Source organism: Streptomyces pseudogriseolus, assembly GCA_002154585.1.
GTDB classification, from domain to species: domain Bacteria; phylum Actinomycetota; class Actinomycetes; order Streptomycetales; family Streptomycetaceae; genus Streptomyces; species Streptomyces pseudogriseolus.
Map to the genome: position 1 here is coordinate 1 of MUNG01000214.1, position 17,878 is coordinate 17,878.

General features: G+C 74.1%; 15 protein-coding genes and 1 pseudogene. 8 read left to right on the plus strand and 8 right to left on the minus strand.

Going from position 1 to position 17,878, the window contains the following annotated elements:
• Positions 1-182 precede the first annotated feature (182 nt).
• From CCN29_RS34970 to CCN29_RS19985, 3 genes and pseudogenes are all read left to right on the plus strand, one after another.
• Positions 183-257: pseudogene (locus CCN29_RS34970) on the plus strand (polysaccharide deacetylase family protein); the annotation flags it as partial.
• Positions 258-286: 29 nt separating this feature from the next.
• Entirely contained in the window at positions 287-727 is a 441-nt protein-coding gene (locus tag CCN29_RS19980) for an SRPBCC family protein (protein ID WP_006136807.1), read from the plus strand.
• Between the two features lie 178 nt (positions 728-905).
• Positions 906-1,628, plus strand: coding sequence for a DinB family protein (locus CCN29_RS19985; protein WP_086683492.1), 723 nt, complete (start codon positions 906-908; stop codon positions 1,626-1,628).
• A gap of 41 nt (positions 1,629-1,669) precedes the next feature.
• On the opposite strand, the gene CCN29_RS19990 is transcribed toward CCN29_RS19985, so the two are convergent.
• The 5 genes from CCN29_RS19990 to CCN29_RS20010 all read right to left on the minus strand — a co-directional run bounded on the left by CCN29_RS19990 (position 1,670) and on the right by CCN29_RS20010 (position 8,583).
• Entirely contained in the window at positions 1,670-2,818 is a 1,149-nt protein-coding gene (locus CCN29_RS19990; RefSeq protein WP_086683496.1) for an XdhC family protein, read from the minus strand.
• 47 nt (positions 2,819-2,865) lie between these two features.
• Complete coding sequence (locus CCN29_RS19995) at positions 2,866-4,332, minus strand: NCS2 family permease (RefSeq protein ID WP_086683499.1); 1,467 nt, start codon at positions 4,330-4,332, stop codon at positions 2,866-2,868.
• 395 nt (positions 4,333-4,727) lie between these two features.
• A complete protein-coding gene (pucD, locus tag CCN29_RS20000; RefSeq protein ID WP_086683503.1) occupies positions 4,728-7,112 on the minus strand; it encodes a xanthine dehydrogenase subunit D in 2,385 nt (794 codons plus the stop codon).
• 2 nt (positions 7,113-7,114) lie between these two features.
• Positions 7,115-7,693, minus strand: a complete 579-nt coding sequence (locus CCN29_RS20005) for a (2Fe-2S)-binding protein (protein ID WP_006136322.1) — start codon at positions 7,691-7,693, stop codon at positions 7,115-7,117.
• On the minus strand, positions 7,693-8,583 hold the full coding sequence (locus CCN29_RS20010; RefSeq protein ID WP_031067006.1) for an FAD binding domain-containing protein: 891 nt from the start codon (positions 8,581-8,583) through the stop codon (positions 7,693-7,695). Before CCN29_RS20010 ends, CCN29_RS20005 begins: the two co-directional genes overlap by 1 nt.
• A gap of 343 nt (positions 8,584-8,926) precedes the next feature.
• Here CCN29_RS20010 and CCN29_RS20015 point away from each other — a divergent pair, with 343 nt between their 5' ends.
• Positions 8,927-10,621, plus strand: a complete 1,695-nt coding sequence (locus CCN29_RS20015) for a PucR family transcriptional regulator (protein ID WP_086683506.1) — start codon at positions 8,927-8,929, stop codon at positions 10,619-10,621.
• Between the two features lie 195 nt (positions 10,622-10,816).
• A complete protein-coding gene (locus CCN29_RS20020) occupies positions 10,817-11,584 on the plus strand; it encodes a hypothetical protein (protein ID WP_006136325.1) in 768 nt (255 codons plus the stop codon).
• Between the two features lie 415 nt (positions 11,585-11,999).
• Here CCN29_RS20020 and CCN29_RS20025 read toward each other — a convergent pair whose 3' ends face one another.
• On the minus strand, positions 12,000-12,833 hold the full coding sequence (locus CCN29_RS20025) for a GntR family transcriptional regulator (protein ID WP_031067012.1): 834 nt from the start codon (positions 12,831-12,833) through the stop codon (positions 12,000-12,002).
• A 166-nt stretch (positions 12,834-12,999) separates the two neighbouring features.
• Between CCN29_RS20025 and CCN29_RS20030 the strand changes: the two genes are divergently transcribed.
• Both CCN29_RS20030 and CCN29_RS20035 read left to right on the plus strand, forming a co-directional pair.
• A complete protein-coding gene (locus tag CCN29_RS20030; RefSeq protein ID WP_086683508.1) occupies positions 13,000-13,854 on the plus strand; it encodes a (2Fe-2S)-binding protein in 855 nt (284 codons plus the stop codon).
• A 349-nt stretch (positions 13,855-14,203) separates the two neighbouring features.
• Positions 14,204-15,253, plus strand: coding sequence for a DUF2637 domain-containing protein (locus tag CCN29_RS20035; protein ID WP_006136328.1), 1,050 nt, complete (start codon positions 14,204-14,206; stop codon positions 15,251-15,253).
• 54 nt (positions 15,254-15,307) lie between these two features.
• On the opposite strand, the gene CCN29_RS20040 is transcribed toward CCN29_RS20035, so the two are convergent.
• Together CCN29_RS20040 and CCN29_RS20045 are read right to left on the minus strand one after the other, a co-directional pair.
• Positions 15,308-15,727, minus strand: a complete 420-nt coding sequence (locus tag CCN29_RS20040) for an ATP-binding protein (protein ID WP_086683510.1) — start codon at positions 15,725-15,727, stop codon at positions 15,308-15,310.
• A 256-nt stretch (positions 15,728-15,983) separates the two neighbouring features.
• Complete coding sequence (locus CCN29_RS20045) at positions 15,984-16,634, minus strand: hypothetical protein (protein WP_086683512.1); 651 nt, start codon at positions 16,632-16,634, stop codon at positions 15,984-15,986.
• A gap of 270 nt (positions 16,635-16,904) precedes the next feature.
• Here CCN29_RS20045 and CCN29_RS36040 point away from each other — a divergent pair.
• Positions 16,905-17,878 (plus strand): helix-turn-helix domain-containing protein (locus CCN29_RS36040; protein ID WP_442538420.1); only part of this gene is annotated, 974 nt, incomplete at its 3' end.

The following is a 17,878-nucleotide window of genomic DNA, read 5'->3' on the forward strand; positions in this document are numbered from 1 at the left end:
GAACGGGGCGTGGTCACCGGGGTCGTGCATGGGGCGTGGGCTCCGTCCCTGCGTCGGGCGAGTGGTGGGGGAGCGGGTGCCGCACCCGGTCTGCCTCAAACGGTTGGACATGCCGTGTCCCGCTCCGCGCGGATATGCGCTGCTCTGCACCAGCGTGCACCGAGACCGGGGGTGGCGCAGGTCGGAGGTACGTCTTCGTCACCGTGCCGCAGCTGCTCGCGCCGGGGAAGGCGGAGCCCGGAGCGGTCTACAGGTGAGAGCGGTCGGGCCCGCCTAGGCTCGGCCCGTGGCCACCTTCCAGCTCGAACGCACGGCGCCGCTCGCCCCCGACGAGGCCTGGCGGCGCGTCACGACGTGGCCCCGGCACGGGGACGTGACCCCGCTGACCCGGATCACCGTCACCACTCCCCCGCCCACCGGCGAGGGCACCGTCTTCGTCGCCCGTACGGGTGCGGGTCCGCTCGGCTTCGACGACCCGATGGAGGTCACGGAGTGGCGGCCCCCGACGGGCGACTCCCCCGGCTTCTGCCGCCTGGAGAAGCGCGGGCGCACGGTGACGGGGTGGGCGGAGATCGAGGTGCGTCCGGGCCTCGGCGGACACAGCCGGGTGGTCTGGCGCGAGGACGTCCGCGTGCGCTTCCTGCCCGCCGCGTGCGACGGGCTGCTGGCGTGGGCGGGGCGCGTGATGTTCGGGCGGGCGGTCGACCAGCTGCTGCGGCGGGGCTGAACCCCGCGAGGGCACATGCCGGTTCCTGTCCGCATGGGCCGTGCGGCCGCAGGCCGCGTGTGGCCGTGGGCCTCGTGTGGCCGTGGGCCGGAAAAGCGGTCGCGTCCGGCGGCGCGGGGGCACTACCTTCCGCGTGGCGTCTCGACGCAACCCGACCACGACCACCGGAAGGCCTGGCATGGGCACCGAGGGCGCACGGACCGACCGCTTGAGCATTCTGCTGGAGCAGTTCGACAAGGCGACGGACATGGCCCGTGCGCGGCTGGCGGGGCTCGGCGACGAAGAGTACCTGTGGGAGCCGGCGCCCGGCTGCTGGTCGATCCGGCCGCGCGGCGAGGCGGTGACGCCCGGGGCCTTCGGGCCCGGTGCGTGGGTGCTCGACCTGGGCGACCCGGACATCCCGGCGGGCGAGTACGCGGAGGTGGCCCGGCAGGCGGCCGGCGGCATGAGCGTCGAGAAGATCGCCGAGGACTGGAGCGTGAGCGTCGCGCGGGTCGAGGAGGTCCTCGCCCACACCGGGGAACCGGAGCCCGACGACACGCCGCTCACGACGATCGCGTGGCGGCTGGGCCATCTGCACTACGCGTTCGCGGGCGGCTGGGAGTGGGCGTTCGGCGAGCGGCGGCGGGACCCGAAGCTGATGGTCGACTTCACGCCCTCCGCCGCTGTCGCGCTGGAGCGCTTCTGGGAGGCCGTCGACCGCTGGCGGGCCGCCGTCGGCGGCGTCACCGAGGAGCAGCTCGACACGATCGGCTTCTCGCGGTACCCCTACGGTTCCGACGCCGACGAGCCGTTCGTCGGCGTGATCGCGGGGGCCAACCTGGAGTTCATCCACCACATGGCGGAGATCGCGCTGCTCCGGGACCTGTGGCGGGTCCGCCGCACGCCGTCGGGACGCTGACGCCCCGGGGCCGGTCGGGCGGATTCCGCGGGCGGGCCCGCTCAGGCGACCGAGCCGATGCGGCGGGCCGGGGCTCCCGGGTCGTGGTGGATGGGGGTCTTCGCGCCGGTGAGGGCGGCTCCGGTGCCGCCCCGGCGGTTCGCGACGATCTCCGCCGCGATCGACAGGGCCGTCTCCTCCGGGGTACGGGCGCCCAGGTCGAGGCCGATGGGGGACCTGAGCCGGGCCAGTTCCAGGTCGGTGACGCCGGCCTCGCGCAGGCGGGCCTCGCGGTCCAGGTGGGTGCGGCGGGAGCCCATCGCGCCGACGTAGGCCACGGGCAGGCGCAGCGCCAGCGTCAGCAGCGGCACGTCGAACTTGGCGTCGTGGGTGAGGACGCACAGCACCGTGCGCGCGTCGACCGTCGTGCGCGCCAGGTACTCGTGCGGCCACTCCACGACGATCTCGTCCGCCTCGGGGAAACGGGCCCGGGTCGCGAACACGGGCCGCGCGTCGCACACGGTGACATGGTGGCCGAGGAACTTCCCCACCCGTACGAGCGCCGCCGCGAAGTCGATCGCGCCGAACACGATCATCCGGGGCGGCGGCACGGACGACTCCACCAGCAGGGTCAGCGGCGCCCCGCAGCGCGAGCCCTCCTCGCCCACCTCCACGGTGCCCGTGCGGCCCGCGTCCAGGAAGGCGCCCGCCTCGGCGGCGACCGTACGGTCCAGCTCCTCGCCCGCGCCGAGGCCACCCTCGTACGAGCCGTCGGGGCGGACGGTGAGCGCGCGGCCGCGCAGGTGCCCGGGGCCCTCGACGACGCGCGCGAGCGCCGCCGCCCGCCCGGCGGCCGCCGCGGCGAGCGCGGAGGCCAGCACGGGGCGGGCGGGGGCGCAGGCCCGTACCGGGGTGACGAGGACGTCGATGACGCCGCCGCAGGTGAGGCCCACGGCGAAGGCGTCCTCGTCACTGTAGCCGTAGCGTTCCACGACGGTCGCGCCGTCCTCGAGCGCCCGCACGCACAGCTCGTACACCGCCCCCTCCACGCACCCGCCGGAGACCGAGCCGACCGCCGTGCCGTCGGCGTCGACGGCGAGCGCGGCGCCGGCCCCGCGGGGCGCGCTGCCGCCGACGGCCACCACGGTGGCGACGGCGAAGTCACGCCCCTCGGCGATCCACCGGTCCAGCTCTTCGGCGATGTCCAGCATGTCTCGCTCTCCTCGACTGCGGTGAAGGGGACGACAGGATCAGGCGCTCAGCGCACGCCCAGCCAGCTCTCGATCGGGGCGAGGGCGAAGAAGACCAGGAAGACCAGGGTCAGCCCCCACATGAACGGTCCGACCTCCCGCGCCCGCCCCTGACCCGTCCTGATCGCCGCGTACGCGATGACGCCGGCGGCGACGCCCGCGGTGATCGAGTAGGTGAACGGCATGACCACCACGGTCAGGAACACCGGGAGCGCGGTGGCGCGGTCGGCCCAGTCGACGTGCCGGGCGTTCGACATCATCATCGCGCCGATCACCACCAGGGCCGCGGCGGCCACCTCGCCCGGGACGATCGCCGTGAGCGGGGTGAAGAACAGGCACGCGGCGAAGAACAGCCCGGTGACGACGGAGGACATGCCGGTACGGGCGCCCTCGCCCACGCCGGTCGCGGACTCCACGAACACCGTCTGCCCGGACGCGCCCGAGACACCGCCGATCGCGCCGCCGGCGCCGTCGATGAACAGCGCCTTCGACAGGCCGGGCATCCGGCCCTTGTCGTCGGCGAGCTTCGCCTCCGTGCCGACGCCGATGATGGTCGCCATCGCGTCGAAGAACCCGGCAAGGACCAGGGTGAAGACGATCATCCCCACGGTCATCGCACCGACCTCGCCCCAGCCGCCGAACTCGACGTGCCCGAAGAGCGAGAAGTCCGGCATCGAGACCGCGCCGCCCTTCAGCTCGGGCGGGCCGCTCGCCCACTGCTTCGGGTCGATCACCCCGAACGCGTTGAGCGCGACGGCGAGTACGGTGCCGCCGACGATGCCGATGAGGATGGCGCCCGGGACGCCTCGGGCTTGCAGCACGAAGACGGCGAGCAGGGTGACCGCGAACAGCAGGACCGGCCAGCCCGCCAGTTCGCCCGCCGGGCCGAGGGTCACCGGGGTGGACTCGCCCTGGTGGACGAAGCCGGCCTTGTAGAAGCCGATCAGGGCGATGAACAGGCCGATGCCCATGGTGATCGCGTGCTTCAGGGCGAGCGGGATGGCGTTCATGATCATCTCGCGGAGGCCGGTGACGACCAGCAGCATGATGACCACGCCGTACATCACGCACATGCCCATCGCCTGCGGCCAGGTCATCACCGGGGCGACCTGGGAGGCGAGGACGCCGGACACGGACAGGCCGGCGGCGAGGGCGAGGGGGACCTTGCCGAAGAAGCCCATGAGGAGCGTGGAGAGGGCGGCGGCGAAGGCGGTGGCGGTGATCAGGGCGGTGGGGGCGAGGGTGTTACCGGCGGCGTCCTCGCCGGAGAGGATCAGGGGGTTGAGGAGGAGGATGTACGCCATCGCCATGAAGGTGGTGGTGCCGCCGCGGAGTTCTCGGGCGAGGGTCGATCCTCTGCGGGTGATGTGGAAGTGGCGGTCCAGCCAGGGGCGGTCCTCGGGAACGGGGGTTCCCGGGCCGCCCTTGTCGCCCGTGTCGGCGGTGGTCGTCGGTTGCAGTGACTGGTGGGTCATGTGGGCCTGCTCCCAAGGTTCATAGGGGCACCCGGTCGTCCCCCTGCGGGGGCGTCGGGATTTGGGGAGGTGCACGACCCGGGGGACGGCCCGAGACGAACGGGGACGCCTGCACGGTGTGTCGTGGTGCGGCGGCGGGCGTGACGGCGACGCACCTTCAGGGGCGCGGGGAACTGCGCGACCAGCCACGGAAGACCCGCACCCGGCGTCGACGGGACGCCGCTGCGCCCACCCGTGCCGCCCAGCGGCACGACTGCCCGCAGCGGCAGGCATGTCGGCACGTGGCCCACCCGGCCGGCGTGACGGCGACGCGCCCTCAGGGGCGCGGGGAACTGCGCGACCAGCCACGGAAGACCCGCACCCGGCGTTGAGGGGCGGCGCACGGCGGTGGTCCGTCAAGCCGTGCCCGTCAGATGTTCCGGCCGGACCGGAGTTCTGTTCAGCTCCCGCCCCGTCGCCGCCCGGATCGCCGCCAGCACCGCCGGTGTCGACGACAACGTCGGCGCTTCGCCGATGCCTCTCAGGCCGTACGGCGCGTGGTCGTCGGCGAGTTCCAGGACGTCGACCGGGATGGTCGGGGTGTCGAGGATGGTGGGGATCAGATAGTCCGTGAAGGACGGGTTCCGTACCTTCGCCGTCACCGGGTCCACCAGAATCTCCTCCATCACCGCCACGCCCAGGCCCTGGGTGGTCCCGCCCTGGATCTGGCCCTCGACGGACAGCGGGTTGAGCGCCTTGCCGACGTCCTGGGCGCACGCCAGCTCGATCACCTTGACCAGGCCCAGCTCCGTGTCGACCTCGACGACCGCGCGGTGTGCGGCGAAGGAGTACTGGACGTGGCCGTTGCCCTGGCCCGTGCGCAGGTCGAAGGGCTCGGTGGGGCGGTGCCGCCACTCCTCCTCGACCTCGACGGCCTCGTCGCCGAGGACGTCCACCAGGTCGGCGAGGACCTCGCCGCCGTCGGTGACGACCTTGCCGCCCTCCAGCAGGAGTTCGGCGTGCGCCCAGGCGGGGTGGGAGGAGCCCAGCTTGCGCCGGCCGAGGTCGAGGACCTTCTCGCGGACGCGTTCGCAGGCGTTCTTGATCGCGCCGCCGGTGACGTACGTCTGCCGGGACGCGGACGTCGAACCGGCCGAGCCGACGCGGGTGTCGGCCGGGTGGATGGTCACCTGGGCGACCCCGAGCTCGGTGCGGGCGATCTGGGCGTGGACGGTGACGCCGCCCTGGCCGACCTCGGCCATCGCGGTGTGCACGGTGGCGACCGGTTCGCCGCCGGCCACCTCCATGCGGACGCGGGCGGTGGAGTAGTCGTCGAAGCCCTCGGAGAAGCCGACGTTCTTGATGCCGACCGCGTAGCCGACGCCCCGGACGACGCCCTCGCCGTGCGTGGTGTTGGACAGCCCGCCGGGGAGCTGGCGCACGTCGGCGCCCTCGCTGGACTCCCACTGGCGCTCGGGCGGCATGGGCATCGCCTTGACGCGGCGCAGGAGTTCGGCGACCGGGGCCGGGGAGTCGACCGGCTGTCCGGTGGGCAGGAGGGTGCCCTGCTCCATGGCGTTGCGCCGGCGCAGCTCCACCGGGTCCATGCCGAGCTTCGCCGCCAGCTTGTCCATCTGCGCCTCGTAGGCGAAGCACGCCTGGACGGCGCCGAAGCCGCGCATCGCGCCGCAGGGCGGGTTGTTGGTGTAGAGGGCGATCGCCTCGATGTCGACGTCGTCCACGGCGTACGGTCCGACGCCGAGCGAGGAGGCGTTGCCGACCACGGCCGGGGAGGCGGAGGCGTACGCGCCGCCGTCGAGGACGATGCGCGCCTTGACGTGGGTCAGCTTGCCGTCGGCGGTGGCGCCGTGCTCGTAGTGGAGCTTGGCGGGGTGGCGGTGGACGTGTCCGAAGAAGGACTCGAAGCGGTTGTAGACGATCTTGACGGGTTTGCCGGTGCGCAGGGCGAGCAGGCAGGCGTGGATCTGCATGGACAGGTCCTCGCGTCCGCCGAAGGCGCCGCCGACGCCTGCCAGGGTCATCCGCACCTTGTCCTCGGGGAGGCCGAGCACGGGCGCGATCTGGCGCAGGTCGGAGTGGAGCCACTGGGTGGCGATGTAGAGGTGGACGCCGCCGTCCTCCTCGGGCACGGCGAGCCCGGACTCGGGGCCGAGGAAGGCCTGGTCCTGCATGCCGAAGGTGTACTCGCCCTCGACGATGACGTCGGCGCGCCCGCGGGCCGCCGCGACGTCGCCGCGCACGATGGGCTGGCGGTGGACGATGTTGGGGTGCGGGACGTGGCCGATGTGGTGGTCGTCGCGGTGTTCGTGAATCAGGATGGCGTCCGGGGCGGTCGCGGACGCCTCGTCGGTGATCACGGGGAGTTCGCGGTAGTCCACCTTGATCTTCGCGGCGGCGCGGCGGGCCGTCTCGGGGTGGTCGGCGGCGACGATCGCGACGGGTTCGCCGTGGTGGCGGACCTTGCCGTGGGCGAGGACCGGGGTGTCCTGGATCTCCAGGCCGTAGTGCTTCACCTCGGTGGGCAGGTCGTCGTACGTCATGACGGCGTACACGCCCGGGGTGGCGAGGGCCTCGCTCGTGTCGACGGAGACGATCTCGGCGTGGGCGACGGTGGAGCGCAGGATCTGGCCCCAGAGCATGTCCTCGTGCCACATGTCGGAGGAGTACGCGAACTCGCCGGTGACCTTGAGGGTGCCGTCGGGGCGGAGGGTGGACTCGCCGATGCCGCCCTTGGCGCCGGAGCCTTGTGTGATCTTCGCGGGAACGCCGTTCGTGGGCATGCTCAGACCCCCTCGGACTGGCGGGCGGCCGCGAGGCGGACCGCGTCCATGATCTTCTCGTAGCCGGTGCAGCGGCACAGGTTGCCGGAGAGCGCCTCGCGGATGTCCGCGTCGGACGGGCTGGGGTTGCGTTCCAGCATCTCGTCGGCGGCGACCAGCAGCCCGGGGGTGCAGAAGCCGCACTGGACGGCGCCGGCGTCGATGAACGCCTGCTGCACGGGCGAGAGTTCGGCGCCCTCGCCGGTCCGGGAGTCGGCGCCGTGGGCCTGCCATCCCTTCGCCTCGTCGAGGGAGGTGCCGCTGCTGCCGTCGCCGGTGGCGCGGGCGCGCTGCCGGGCGTGGTCCGCCAGGCCCTCCACGGTGACGACCTCGCGGCCCTCGGCCTGTCCGGCGGCGACCAGGCAGGAGCACACGGGCACGCCGTCGAGCCGTACCGTGCAGGAGCCGCACTCGCCCTGTTCGCAGGCGTTCTTGGAGCCGGGCAGGCCGAGGCGCTCACGCAGGACGTAGAGCAGGGACTCGCCCTCCCAGACGTCGTCGGCCTGCTGGGGACGTCCGTTGACGGTGAAATGGACGCGCATTACGCGGCTCCCTCCGTGGTGCGGCGGGCGCCGCGGTACGACTCCCAGGTCCAGGTCAGGGTGCGGCGGGCCATCACGCCGACCGCGTGACGGCGGTAGCTCGCGGTGCCGCGAACGTCGTCGATGGGGTTGCAGGCGGCGGCGCACAGGTCGGCGAACTGCTTGGCGACGGACGGGGTGATGGTCTTCCCGTTGTCCCAGAAGCCGCCTTCCTCCAGGGCCGCGTTGAGGAAGTCCTCGGCGGCCTCGGCCCGGACCGGGGTCGGGGCGGCCGAGCCGACGCCGGTGCGGACCGTGCGGGTGACGGGGTGCAGGGCGAGGCCGAAGGCGCACACGGCGATGACCATCGCGTTGCGGGTGCCGACCTTGGAGTACTGCTGCGGCCCGTCGGCCTTGTCGATGTGGACGGCGCGGATCAGCTCGTCGGGCGCGAGCGCGTTGCGCTTCACGCCGGTGTAGAAGTCGTCGACGGGGATGCGGCGGGAGCCGCGTACGGACTCCACCTCGACCTCGGCGCCGGCCGCGAGCAGGGCGGGGTGGGCGTCGCCGGCCGGGGAGGCGGTGCCGAGGTTGCCGCCGACGCCGCCGCGGTTGCGGATCTGCGGGGAGGCGACCGTGTGGGAGGCGAGGGCGAGGCCCGGCAGCTCGGTCCGCAGATGCTCCATGATCGACGCGTAGGGGACGGAGGCGCCGAGCCGTACGGTGTCCTGACCGACCTCCCACTCGTAGAGATCACCGATGCGGGTGAGGTCCATCAGGTACTCGGGACGGCGGTGGTCGAAGTTGATCTCGACCATCACGTCGGTGCCGCCCGCGATCGGCACAGCGGTGGGGTGCTCGGCCTTCGCGGCGAGCGCCTCCTCCCAGCTGGCGGGGCGAAGGAAGTCCATGACCGGCTCTCTTCTTCGTCTCGTGGGGCGTACGGATCAAGCCAATCCGGGTGCGGCGGGCGCGGCTCGTTCCTGGGATGTTCACCTGGAGTACGCCCAGTACACCGCCGTGTGCTCCGCCCGGGTCAGTCACGGAAACCATGAAGGAGTTGGCTGGCCAACACGGGCATCTTGTAGATTCGTATGAACGGAGAGCCCCTGTGACCTTCCGGTCTTCCTCCAGTAACACGGGAGGAGAATCGGACGCCGGCGGAGCATGCCCGCAGGCCAGTCGCACCGGCCTCTCCCGACCATCCCCTTCACCCTGCCACGGGTACCGAGACATGGAACGGCGGCGACGAGAATGCGGCTGCGCGCACTGCTGGGCACCGACGCGCTGGGCCTGAAGCTGCTCGGCGGGGAGGACGAGCTGGACCGCGGTGTGCGCGGGGTGATGACCACCGACCTGCGCGACCCCAGCCGCTATCTGTCCGGCGGCGAGCTGGTGCTGACCGGTCTGGCCTGGCGCCGCGACGCCGCCGACTCCGAGCCCTTCGTACGGATCCTGGTGCAGGCCGGGGTGGCCGCGCTGGCCGCGGGCGAGGCGGAGCTGGGGGACGTGCCCGAGGACCTGGTCGTGGCGTGCGCGCGGCACCGGCTGCCGCTGTTCGCGGTGCACGAGTCGGTGGCCTTCGCGACCATCACCGAGCACGTGGTGCGGCAGGTCTCCGGCGAGCGTGCCGGGGACCTGGCGGCCGTGGTGGACCGGCACCGGCGGATGATGACCTCGGGTCCTGCGGGCGGCGGCCCCGACGTGGTCCTCGACCTGCTCGGCTCCGACCTGGACCTGCGGGCCTGGGTGCTCTCCCCCACCGGCTGGCTGATCGCGGCGCCCAAGGAGACCGCGGGGGCGCGCGGCACGGTGCCCGCGCTGGACTCCGCGGCGTGCGCGCGGCTCGCGGCGGAGCATCTGGCGGCCGTGCGGACCGGGCGGCGCGGACCGCACCGGGTGGTGCTCGACCGTACGACGTACAGCCTCTTCCCGGTGCGGGGCAGCGGGCACGGCCCGGCCTCGGATCCGGACGACCCGCGCGCGACGATGCTGTCGGACTGGCTGCTGGCGGTCGAGGCGGACGCCGGGGACTGGGCCGAGGAGCGGCTCGACCTGCTCCAGGGCGTCACCCAGCTGATCGCCGTCGAACGGGACCGGCGGGACGCGGCGCGCACCGTGCGGCGGCGGCTCGCGCAGGAGGTGCTGGAGCTGGTGCAGACGGGCGCCGCGCCCGCGGAGATCGCGGCGCGCCTGCGGGTGGCCGCGCCGGTGCTGCTGCCCGGTCTCGGCACCGCCCCGCACTGGCAGGTCGTGGTCGCCCGCGTCGAGTGGGAGGACGGGCGCGGCGACGGCGGCCCGGTCACCCAGGCGCTGCTGGAGGAGATCCTGGTCGACCCGGCGGCGACCGGGCCCGAGCCGTCCGACCGGATCGCGGTGGCCCACACCGGCGACGAGGCGGTCGCGCTGGTCCCGCTGCCCTCGGTGGCCGACGAGCACGACACGGGCGGACCCGGGGTGCCGGCCGACGCGCTCCTGGAGTCCGTGCGCGGGCCGCTGACGGCGGGCCTCGACGGCGACGGCCGGCTCACCGTCGGCGTGTCGGCCGCGGTGCACTCGGCCGAGGGGCTGCGCGGCGCGCTGGAGGAGGCGCGGCACGCACGGCGGGTCGCCGCGGCACGCCCCGGCCGGGTCTGCGCGGCCGGACACCAGGAGCTGGCCTCGCACGTGCTGCTGCTGCCGTTCGTCCCGGACGACGTGCGGCGCGCGTTCACCGCGCGGCTGCTCGACCCGCTGCGCGAGTACGACCGCCGGCACCGCGCCGAGCTGATCCCCACGCTGGAGGCGTTCCTCGACTGCGACGGCTCCTGGACCCGCTGCGCCACCCGCCTCCACCTGCACGTCAACACGCTGCGCTATCGCGTCGGCCGGATCGAGCAGTTGACGGGGCGTGATCTGTCGCGGCTGGAGGACAAGCTGGACTTCTTCCTGGCGTTGCGGATGAGCTGAGCGCCGGCCCCGGGGGGGCGGGCTGAGGGCTGGGCCGGGCGACAGGCCGGACTCCCCGGTTCCGCGCCACTGCCCATGACTTTGTGAAATCCTTCACCCGCCCTCTTGGCCGGGCCCGGTGGTTCGTGCTGAGATGCGGCCACCACTCAACAGCTCGATGGCGTGCTCGGGGAGGGCAACGTGGCGCATACCGCCATGTCCGGTGACGGAACGACCGCCGAAGACGATCCCCTCCAGACGGCGGTGTGGCGGCTCCGCTCCCGCGCCTGCTGGGTGGACGCGGCCGCGCTGCTCACCCCCGCCACCCCTCAGGCGGCCCTCCAGCGGGCGTCGCTGCTGGCGGAGCGGTGCCTCTACACCGAGGCGGGGTGGGAGGACGCGGAGGACGCGCTGCGCACGGCCGAGGCGCTGGCGTACACCGACGACGAGCGGGGCGCCGCCGCTTGTGAACGCGGGTACTTGGCCTACGCGGCCACGCTGTTCCAGATCCGCGACCGGGCCGACGAGGCGCGCGCCGCGCTGGGCCGGGCCGCCGCGCTGATCGCGCCGGGCGCTCCGGGGCGGCCGCTGCTGGACTTCCGGCGCGGCCTGGTCGCCGAGAACCTCACGCGCTCCCCGCAGGCCGCCCGCGCGGCCTACCGGCGGGCCCACGCGGGCGCCACCGCCCACGCCGACCCGCTGCTGCTCTCCGCCACCTGGCGCCATCTCGCCGGACTCGCCCTGCGCGAGGGGGAGCTGACGGAGGCGCGGCACGGGTTCGCGGAGTCGCTGCGGATCCGGGAGGAACTGGGCTATCTGGTCGGCACGGCGCCGGCGCTGGTGTCCCTCGCGGACACGGAGACGGAGCCGGAGGCGTCCCGACTGCGCGAGGAAGCGCGCCGGCTGTTCCGCCTCCTGGGAGGCGTCCCCACCTGGCTGTCCCAGCGCCTGTCCCCGCCGGGAACGGACGCGGCCACGGCGTGAGGCGCGGTGCGGGTCCCCCGATGGGGTGAAGCGGGATGAACCGGGGTTCGGGGGGCGCGGCAGCCGAGGCGCGTGGGGCCGTGCGTGCGCCCCGTAACTCGGGGCCAGCAGGGGTGCTGCGACGGTACGCCTGCACGGCGTTCGCGGTGCCGCTGCACCCACCCTCCCCCACTCCCGGCTTCGCTCGAGCGGGGGACCCCCATCGCCCCGCGGCACGACTGCCCGCAGCGGAGGGCGTGTGGGCACGGGATCCCTGGCCCGCCCGGGCCGAGTCTCAGGCCCGGGGCCGATGTCACCAGGCGGGCGCGCTCGCGAGCCCAGCGATCGAGGGGCCGGGGCCGCCCCCGGCACGACTGCCCTCAGCGGTGGGCGTGGGCGAAGCCCTCCGGGGGGTCGAGAGGGGCCGTAGGTCCCCTTACTCCGCGCCGTTGAAGTGTTCGCCCACCAGGGATCGGACCACGTCCAGGTCGCCCGCGATCAGCGCGTCGAGCAGCGCCGTGTGTTCGTGGGCGTCGGCGATGAGTTCGGCGCGACTGCCGCCGCCCGGGGCGCCGCCGCCCACCAGGGGCCACTGCGCACGCCGGTGCAACTCCTCCGCCACGCCCACCAGTTGCCGGTTTCCCGCGAGGGCGAGGACCGCGCTGTGGAAGGCGCGGTCGGCCTCGGCGTACGTGGCGCGGCAGCCGGAGGACGCCGCGCGGACCGTGGCCTCGGCGAGCGGGCGCAGCCCGGCCCACCGCTCGGGCGGCACCGTACGGGCCAGCCGCAGCATCACCGGCACCTCGATCAGCGCCCGCACCTCCGCCAGCTCCGCCAGTTCGCGCGCGCTGCGCTCGACGACGCGGAAGCCACGGTTGGGCACGACCTCGACCGCGCCCTCCTGGGCGAGCTGCTGCATGGCCTCGCGGACGGGCGTGGCGGAGACGCCGAAGCGTTCCGCCAGCACCGGCCCCGAGTAGACCTCACCGGGCCGCAGGTCGCCGGTGACCAGCGCGGTGCGCAGGGCGGCGAGGACCTGGCCGCGTACGGACGACCGCTGGACGGCGGGCCGGGGGCGGGGCAGGACGGGCTCGCCGTGGGTGTGCTCGCCGCGCGCGGAGCCCCCGCCGTCACCGCCCGCGGGGCCGGCGGCGGTGTCGCGGCACCGGTCCGCCTCCCCGGCGGCCGGCTGGGCGGGCACCCGGTAGCGGGTGGCCCCCGCGGCCGCCTCTCCCGTCGTACCGGCGGAGCCCTGCGTGCCCTGCTTCACAAGGTCCTCCTGCGGACGTGTCGGTACTTGGGGTCATTACGGCGGGTTGGCACCTGTGCGTCAAGCACCATAAGCGCTTCGGACGCCAGTTCACATCTCCGCGACATTGGGTAAGGTGAGGCTTACCTTTTATTCGGTGCTCCACGAGACGTGAAGGGGTGGTCCCATGGCCGTGCCCGGTTCGGCGGTGGCGGACGCGTACGCCCGCCTGGCGGAGGCCTTCCCCGCCCTTGCCGTCACCGAACTCGGCGCCGGTGAGGCGGCCCCCCGGGGCGGCGGCTGGGTCGCCGCCGCCGACCTCGCCGCAGGCGGGGACGGGCTCGAGGCCTTCCTCTCCTGGGACGAGACGCAGATACGGCGGGACTACGGACAACAGGGCCGCCCGGACGTCATCGCGAGCTTCGGCCTGCACCGCTACGCCTGGCCGGCCTGTCTGCTGATCACCGTGCCGTGGTTCCTGCACCGCCGGGTCCCGCGCTACCCCGTGACGCACGTCTCGTTCGACCGCACCGCCGCCGGGCTCGCCGTCGGCCGCATGGCCGTACGCCCCGCCGGCTTCGCCTGCCTGCCGGACGACCCCGCCGCCGCCCTGCCGGGGGCGCGCGTCGTACGCGACGAGGAGGCCCTGCGGGCGGAGGTGCGCGCGGCGGTCGCCGAGCACCTGGAGCCGGTGCTGGCCGGATTCGGCCCCCGGATGCGCCGGCGCGGCCGGGCGCTGTGGGGCATGGCGACCGACGAGATCGTCGAGAGCCTCTGGTACGTCGCCCAGCTGCTCGGCGAGGAGGAGCGGGCCATGCGCGAGCTGGAGCTGCTGCTGCCGGGCGCGACGAAGCCGTACGTCGGCGCGGCGACGTTCCGCAGGCCGTCCGGCCCCGGCGGGGAGCCGGTCGCCGCCACCCGCGACCGGGTGAGCTGCTGCATGTTCTACACCCTGCGCCCGGCGGACATCTGCGCCACCTGCCCGCGCACCTGCGCGAAGGGCGCGGAGCGTGAGAAGGAGCTGGTCGCGCAGGCCGGCTGACATGGCGCAGGGCAGGCGGCGGGGCGGCCGGACGGCGTAAGATCGTCCGGTCGCCCCGCTGTCGCGTCGTCTCCGCGTCCAGCGCCGCGGGCCGGCCCCGGCGTCGTGAGGTCACGAGCACTTCACAATTTCCCCACCGCTCGCGGGAACTCTCGCCGGAACCACCCGTACGGGTAGAGTTATTCGAACTCAACTCCCGCCCCTCATGCGGCAGTTCGAGCAGAAAGCCGCCCAGGGCACCCCCCTCGCACTTCGTTGGCGGCCTCTTGCCCCGAAACCCCCTGAGGGACGCCGGGATTGGGACACCATGGCGGGCGTTACGCCCTATCCCAATGCAAGGGACCCCTAGATGAGATTGACCGACATATCGCTGAACTGGCTGCTTCCGGGCGCCGTGCTGCTCCTGGGCATGCTGGCGGCGGTGGCGGTGCTGGCGCGCGGCAGGCGCTCCTCGGTCAAGGACACGAGCGCCGACGACTCGTGGGAGCGCAGCGAGGAGCGCCGCAGGCGCAAGGAGGCCCTCTACGGCACCGTCTCCTACGTGCTGCTGTTCTGCTGTGCGGCGGTGGCCGCCGCCCTGTCCTTCCACGGCCTGGTCGGCTTCGGTGAGCAGAACCTCGGCCTGTCCGGCGGGTGGCAGTACCTCGTGCCCTTCGGTCTGGACGGCGCGGCGATGTTCTGCTCGGTGCTCGCCGTGCGCGAGGCCAGCCACGGTGACGCGGCCCTCGGCTCGCGCATACTCGTGTGGACGTTCGCCCTCGCCGCGGCCTGGTTCAACTGGGTCCACGCGCCGCGCGGCGTCGGCCACGCGGGCGCCCCGCACTTCTTCGCGGGCATGTCCCTGTCCGCCGCGGTGCTCTTCGACCGGGCGCTGAAGCAGACCCGCCGCGCCGCGCTGCGTGAACAGGGCCTGGTGCCGCGGCCGCTGCCGCAGATCCGCATCGTCCGCTGGCTGCGCGCCCCGCGTGAGACCTACCGCGCCTGGTCGCTGATGCTGCTGGAGGGCGTGCGCAGCCTCGACGAGGCGGTCGAGGAGGTCCGCGAGGACAAGCTCCGCAAGGACCAGGAGAAGCGGCGCCGGCGCGACCAGGAGCGCATGGACCGGGCCCGGCTGAAGGCGATCAGCCGCGGCCACCGGGGGTTCGGCGGCCGGGGCGGCGGACGCGAGCTGGAGACCACGGTGGAGCGGGACTCCGACGTGGTCGCAGCGGAGCCTGCCATAGCGGCGCCGGAGGCCCTGCCCGCACCCGCCCCGCGTCCCTCCCTGCAGCCGGTCCGCCGCTCCGGCGGTGAGACGAGGACGACCGTCGACCTCACGGCCGAGGACGACACCCAGGCGCTGCCGCGTCTGGACAGCCTCGAGCGCAAACTCAAGGATCTGGAGCAGCAGTTCGGCTGACGCCGACGGTACGACGGCGCGACGCGGCGTGCGGGACGCGGGAAACCGCCTTCCTCACGCCGCGTCGGCGTCCGCCTCCGAGTCCGGGCCGAGCGCGAACCAGACGGACTTGCCCACCCCGTGTCTGCGGACCCCCCAGGAGTCGGCCAGGCACTCCACCAGCAGCAGGCCCCGCCCGTGCGTGGTGTCGTTGCCGGCCTGGGGGCGCGGCCGGGGCTCGCGGGCGGTGAAGTCCCGTACCTCCACGCGCAGTCCCCAGGGGCCGACGTCCGCGGTGAGGACCGCGTCGCGGTCGGTGTGGACAAGGGCATTGGTCACGAGTTCGCTGGTGAGCAGTTCCGCGACCGCGGACCGCTCCGGATCGCACCGATGGCGTAACAGCTCGCGCAGGGCGCGGCGGGACTCGGCCACCGCCCGCAGATCCGCGCGCCCCAGTGTGCGCCTCAGCCGATCCGCCGAAGCATGTCTTCTCATGACCCCCGCCCCGCGTGCCGCCGCCGATTCCCCCACCTGCTCGTACGCCTACACGGGAATGCTTGCCCGGTCGTTCACATGCCAGTCATACGGAACGCCCGTGAGCCGTTGTTGGCCGACATGCAACGGCCACACAACTGTGCGGGGCCGTCCTCCCGACCCCCGTGGCGAGAGGACGACCCCGGCTCTCACACGGTGGTCGCAAAGCTGAGGAACCTGCAAGTCCTGTCAGGACCTGTCAGGACCTGACGGAGCCTCAGTAGAGCTTGATGACCGCCTTCTTCGCGGTCTTCTTGAACGCGGCGAGCGGGGCGTCGTCGAAGTCGCCCATCTGCCCCCAGCCGACGACGGTCACGGTGCGTCCGTCACGCCCCACGGACAGCAGGTTGACGTCCGTGGCCCCGTACGACGTCTCGGTGTGCAGCCCGTGCACCGACGCCCCCTCCTCGACGGGCAGCGTGCCGAAGAACCGCCCCTCGGCCTCGATCTCCGGGTACAGCCGCTCCAGCCGCGCCGCGCAGCCGCGGATCTCCTCGTCGAGCAGGGCCGCCAGCGCCTTGCCCTTCGCGGCGGACCCGGTCACGACGGTGACCTGCACGGCGCTGGTGTCCAGGTCGGTGTGGAACAGGCGGTGCCGGTAGTCGTACGCGGGCACGCCCTCGCCCAGGCAGTACGCGAGCTGCTCCGGGAAGCCGTCGGTGACCGGACCCGCGGTCCAGCCGGTCGGGTGCGGGGGCAGCTCGGACGCCGCCAGGAACCTGGGGGCGGCCGCGGTCTTCTGCGCGGACGCGGTCTTCCGCGCGGGCTCGTTCGGCGCGGCGCCGGCCTGAGCGGTGGCGGTCGCGCCTACGGCGAGGGCGGTGGCGGTGAGCGCGGCGAGCGCCGCGACGCGGGTGCGGATGGGCATGGGTGTCCCCCGTGGGATGTGCGTGGTGGAATGACGACACGTGCACCGCGGCGGCCGGGATGGTCCGTCCGGGCCGTCGGGGCGGTTCGCCGTGGTCAGAGCATCCGCCGTCACGGACGACCGGCGCAAGCGTCGCCGCCCGGTTCGTCGGCATGGAACCATCCCAGCCCGTCCGACGTGCAGTGATACAGGGTGCCTGGGATGCCCTCGGACACCCTGGGACGCCCATGCGAGGCGGACGAGTGAGCGACAGGACGGGGGAGGGAGCCGGTGCCGGCACAGGACGAGGTGGCGGAGTTCGCGTCCCTGCTGCGGGAGTTGAAGGGACGCACGGACCGCAGCTACGGCTCACTGGCCCGCCGTCTCCACATGAACACCTCGACCCTGCACCGCTACTGCGCGGGCGACGCGGTCCCCGTCGACTTCGCCCCGGTCGAACGCTTCGCCGCCCTGTGCGGCGCGACGGACGCGGAACGCCTGGAACTCCACCGCCGCTGGCTCCGCGCGTCGGAGGCGAGACGCCGGCCGCGGGCGGGCTCGGAGACGCCTCGGGGAACGGCCGCGTCGGGTGCGGCGGGCACGCCTGGTGGGGCGGACACGCCCGGTACGGCGGGCGCATCCGGCAAGGCGGGCGCGCGTCCCGACGCCGCGGGGCGTGGATCGGAGCCGGACGCGTCGCCCGCAGGGACGGCGCCTCACGCGTCGCCGGACGGCGAGGGGCAGCACCGCACCGAGCCGGGCGACGCCCATCCGGCTGCCCAGGCCCCGCAGCCCGACCGACCGGGCACGGCCACGCGGGGCGACCGCCCTGACGCACCGCGCACGGCCACACGGGACGACCGCCCTGACGCACCGGGTATGGCGACACGGGGCGACCGCCCCGGGAGGTCGGTGCGTGGCGAGCAGCCGGGCGGTCGCCGGAACGGCGCCTCGGCCGGTGCCGGTTCGGCTCCCGTCGGCGGCCAGGCGGACGCGCACGCGGACGCGGACGACGGCCATGTCGTCACCGGCCCCGCGGGGCACCCCACCGCACCCCCCTCACGGCGTTGGCGGCGCAAGCGGGTCGCCGTCGCCGCCGCTGCCATGTGCGCGTTGCTCGCCACCGTGGGGAGTCTGTCGTTCCTGCCGGACGACCGAAGGACCGCGTCCGGGAGCGGGACCGTCGGCGCGGCGGAGGGGACGGACGGGAGCGGCGCCGGTGACGGTGCGGGCCCCGCGCGGTCCGTCGCGCCCTCCCGCTCCCC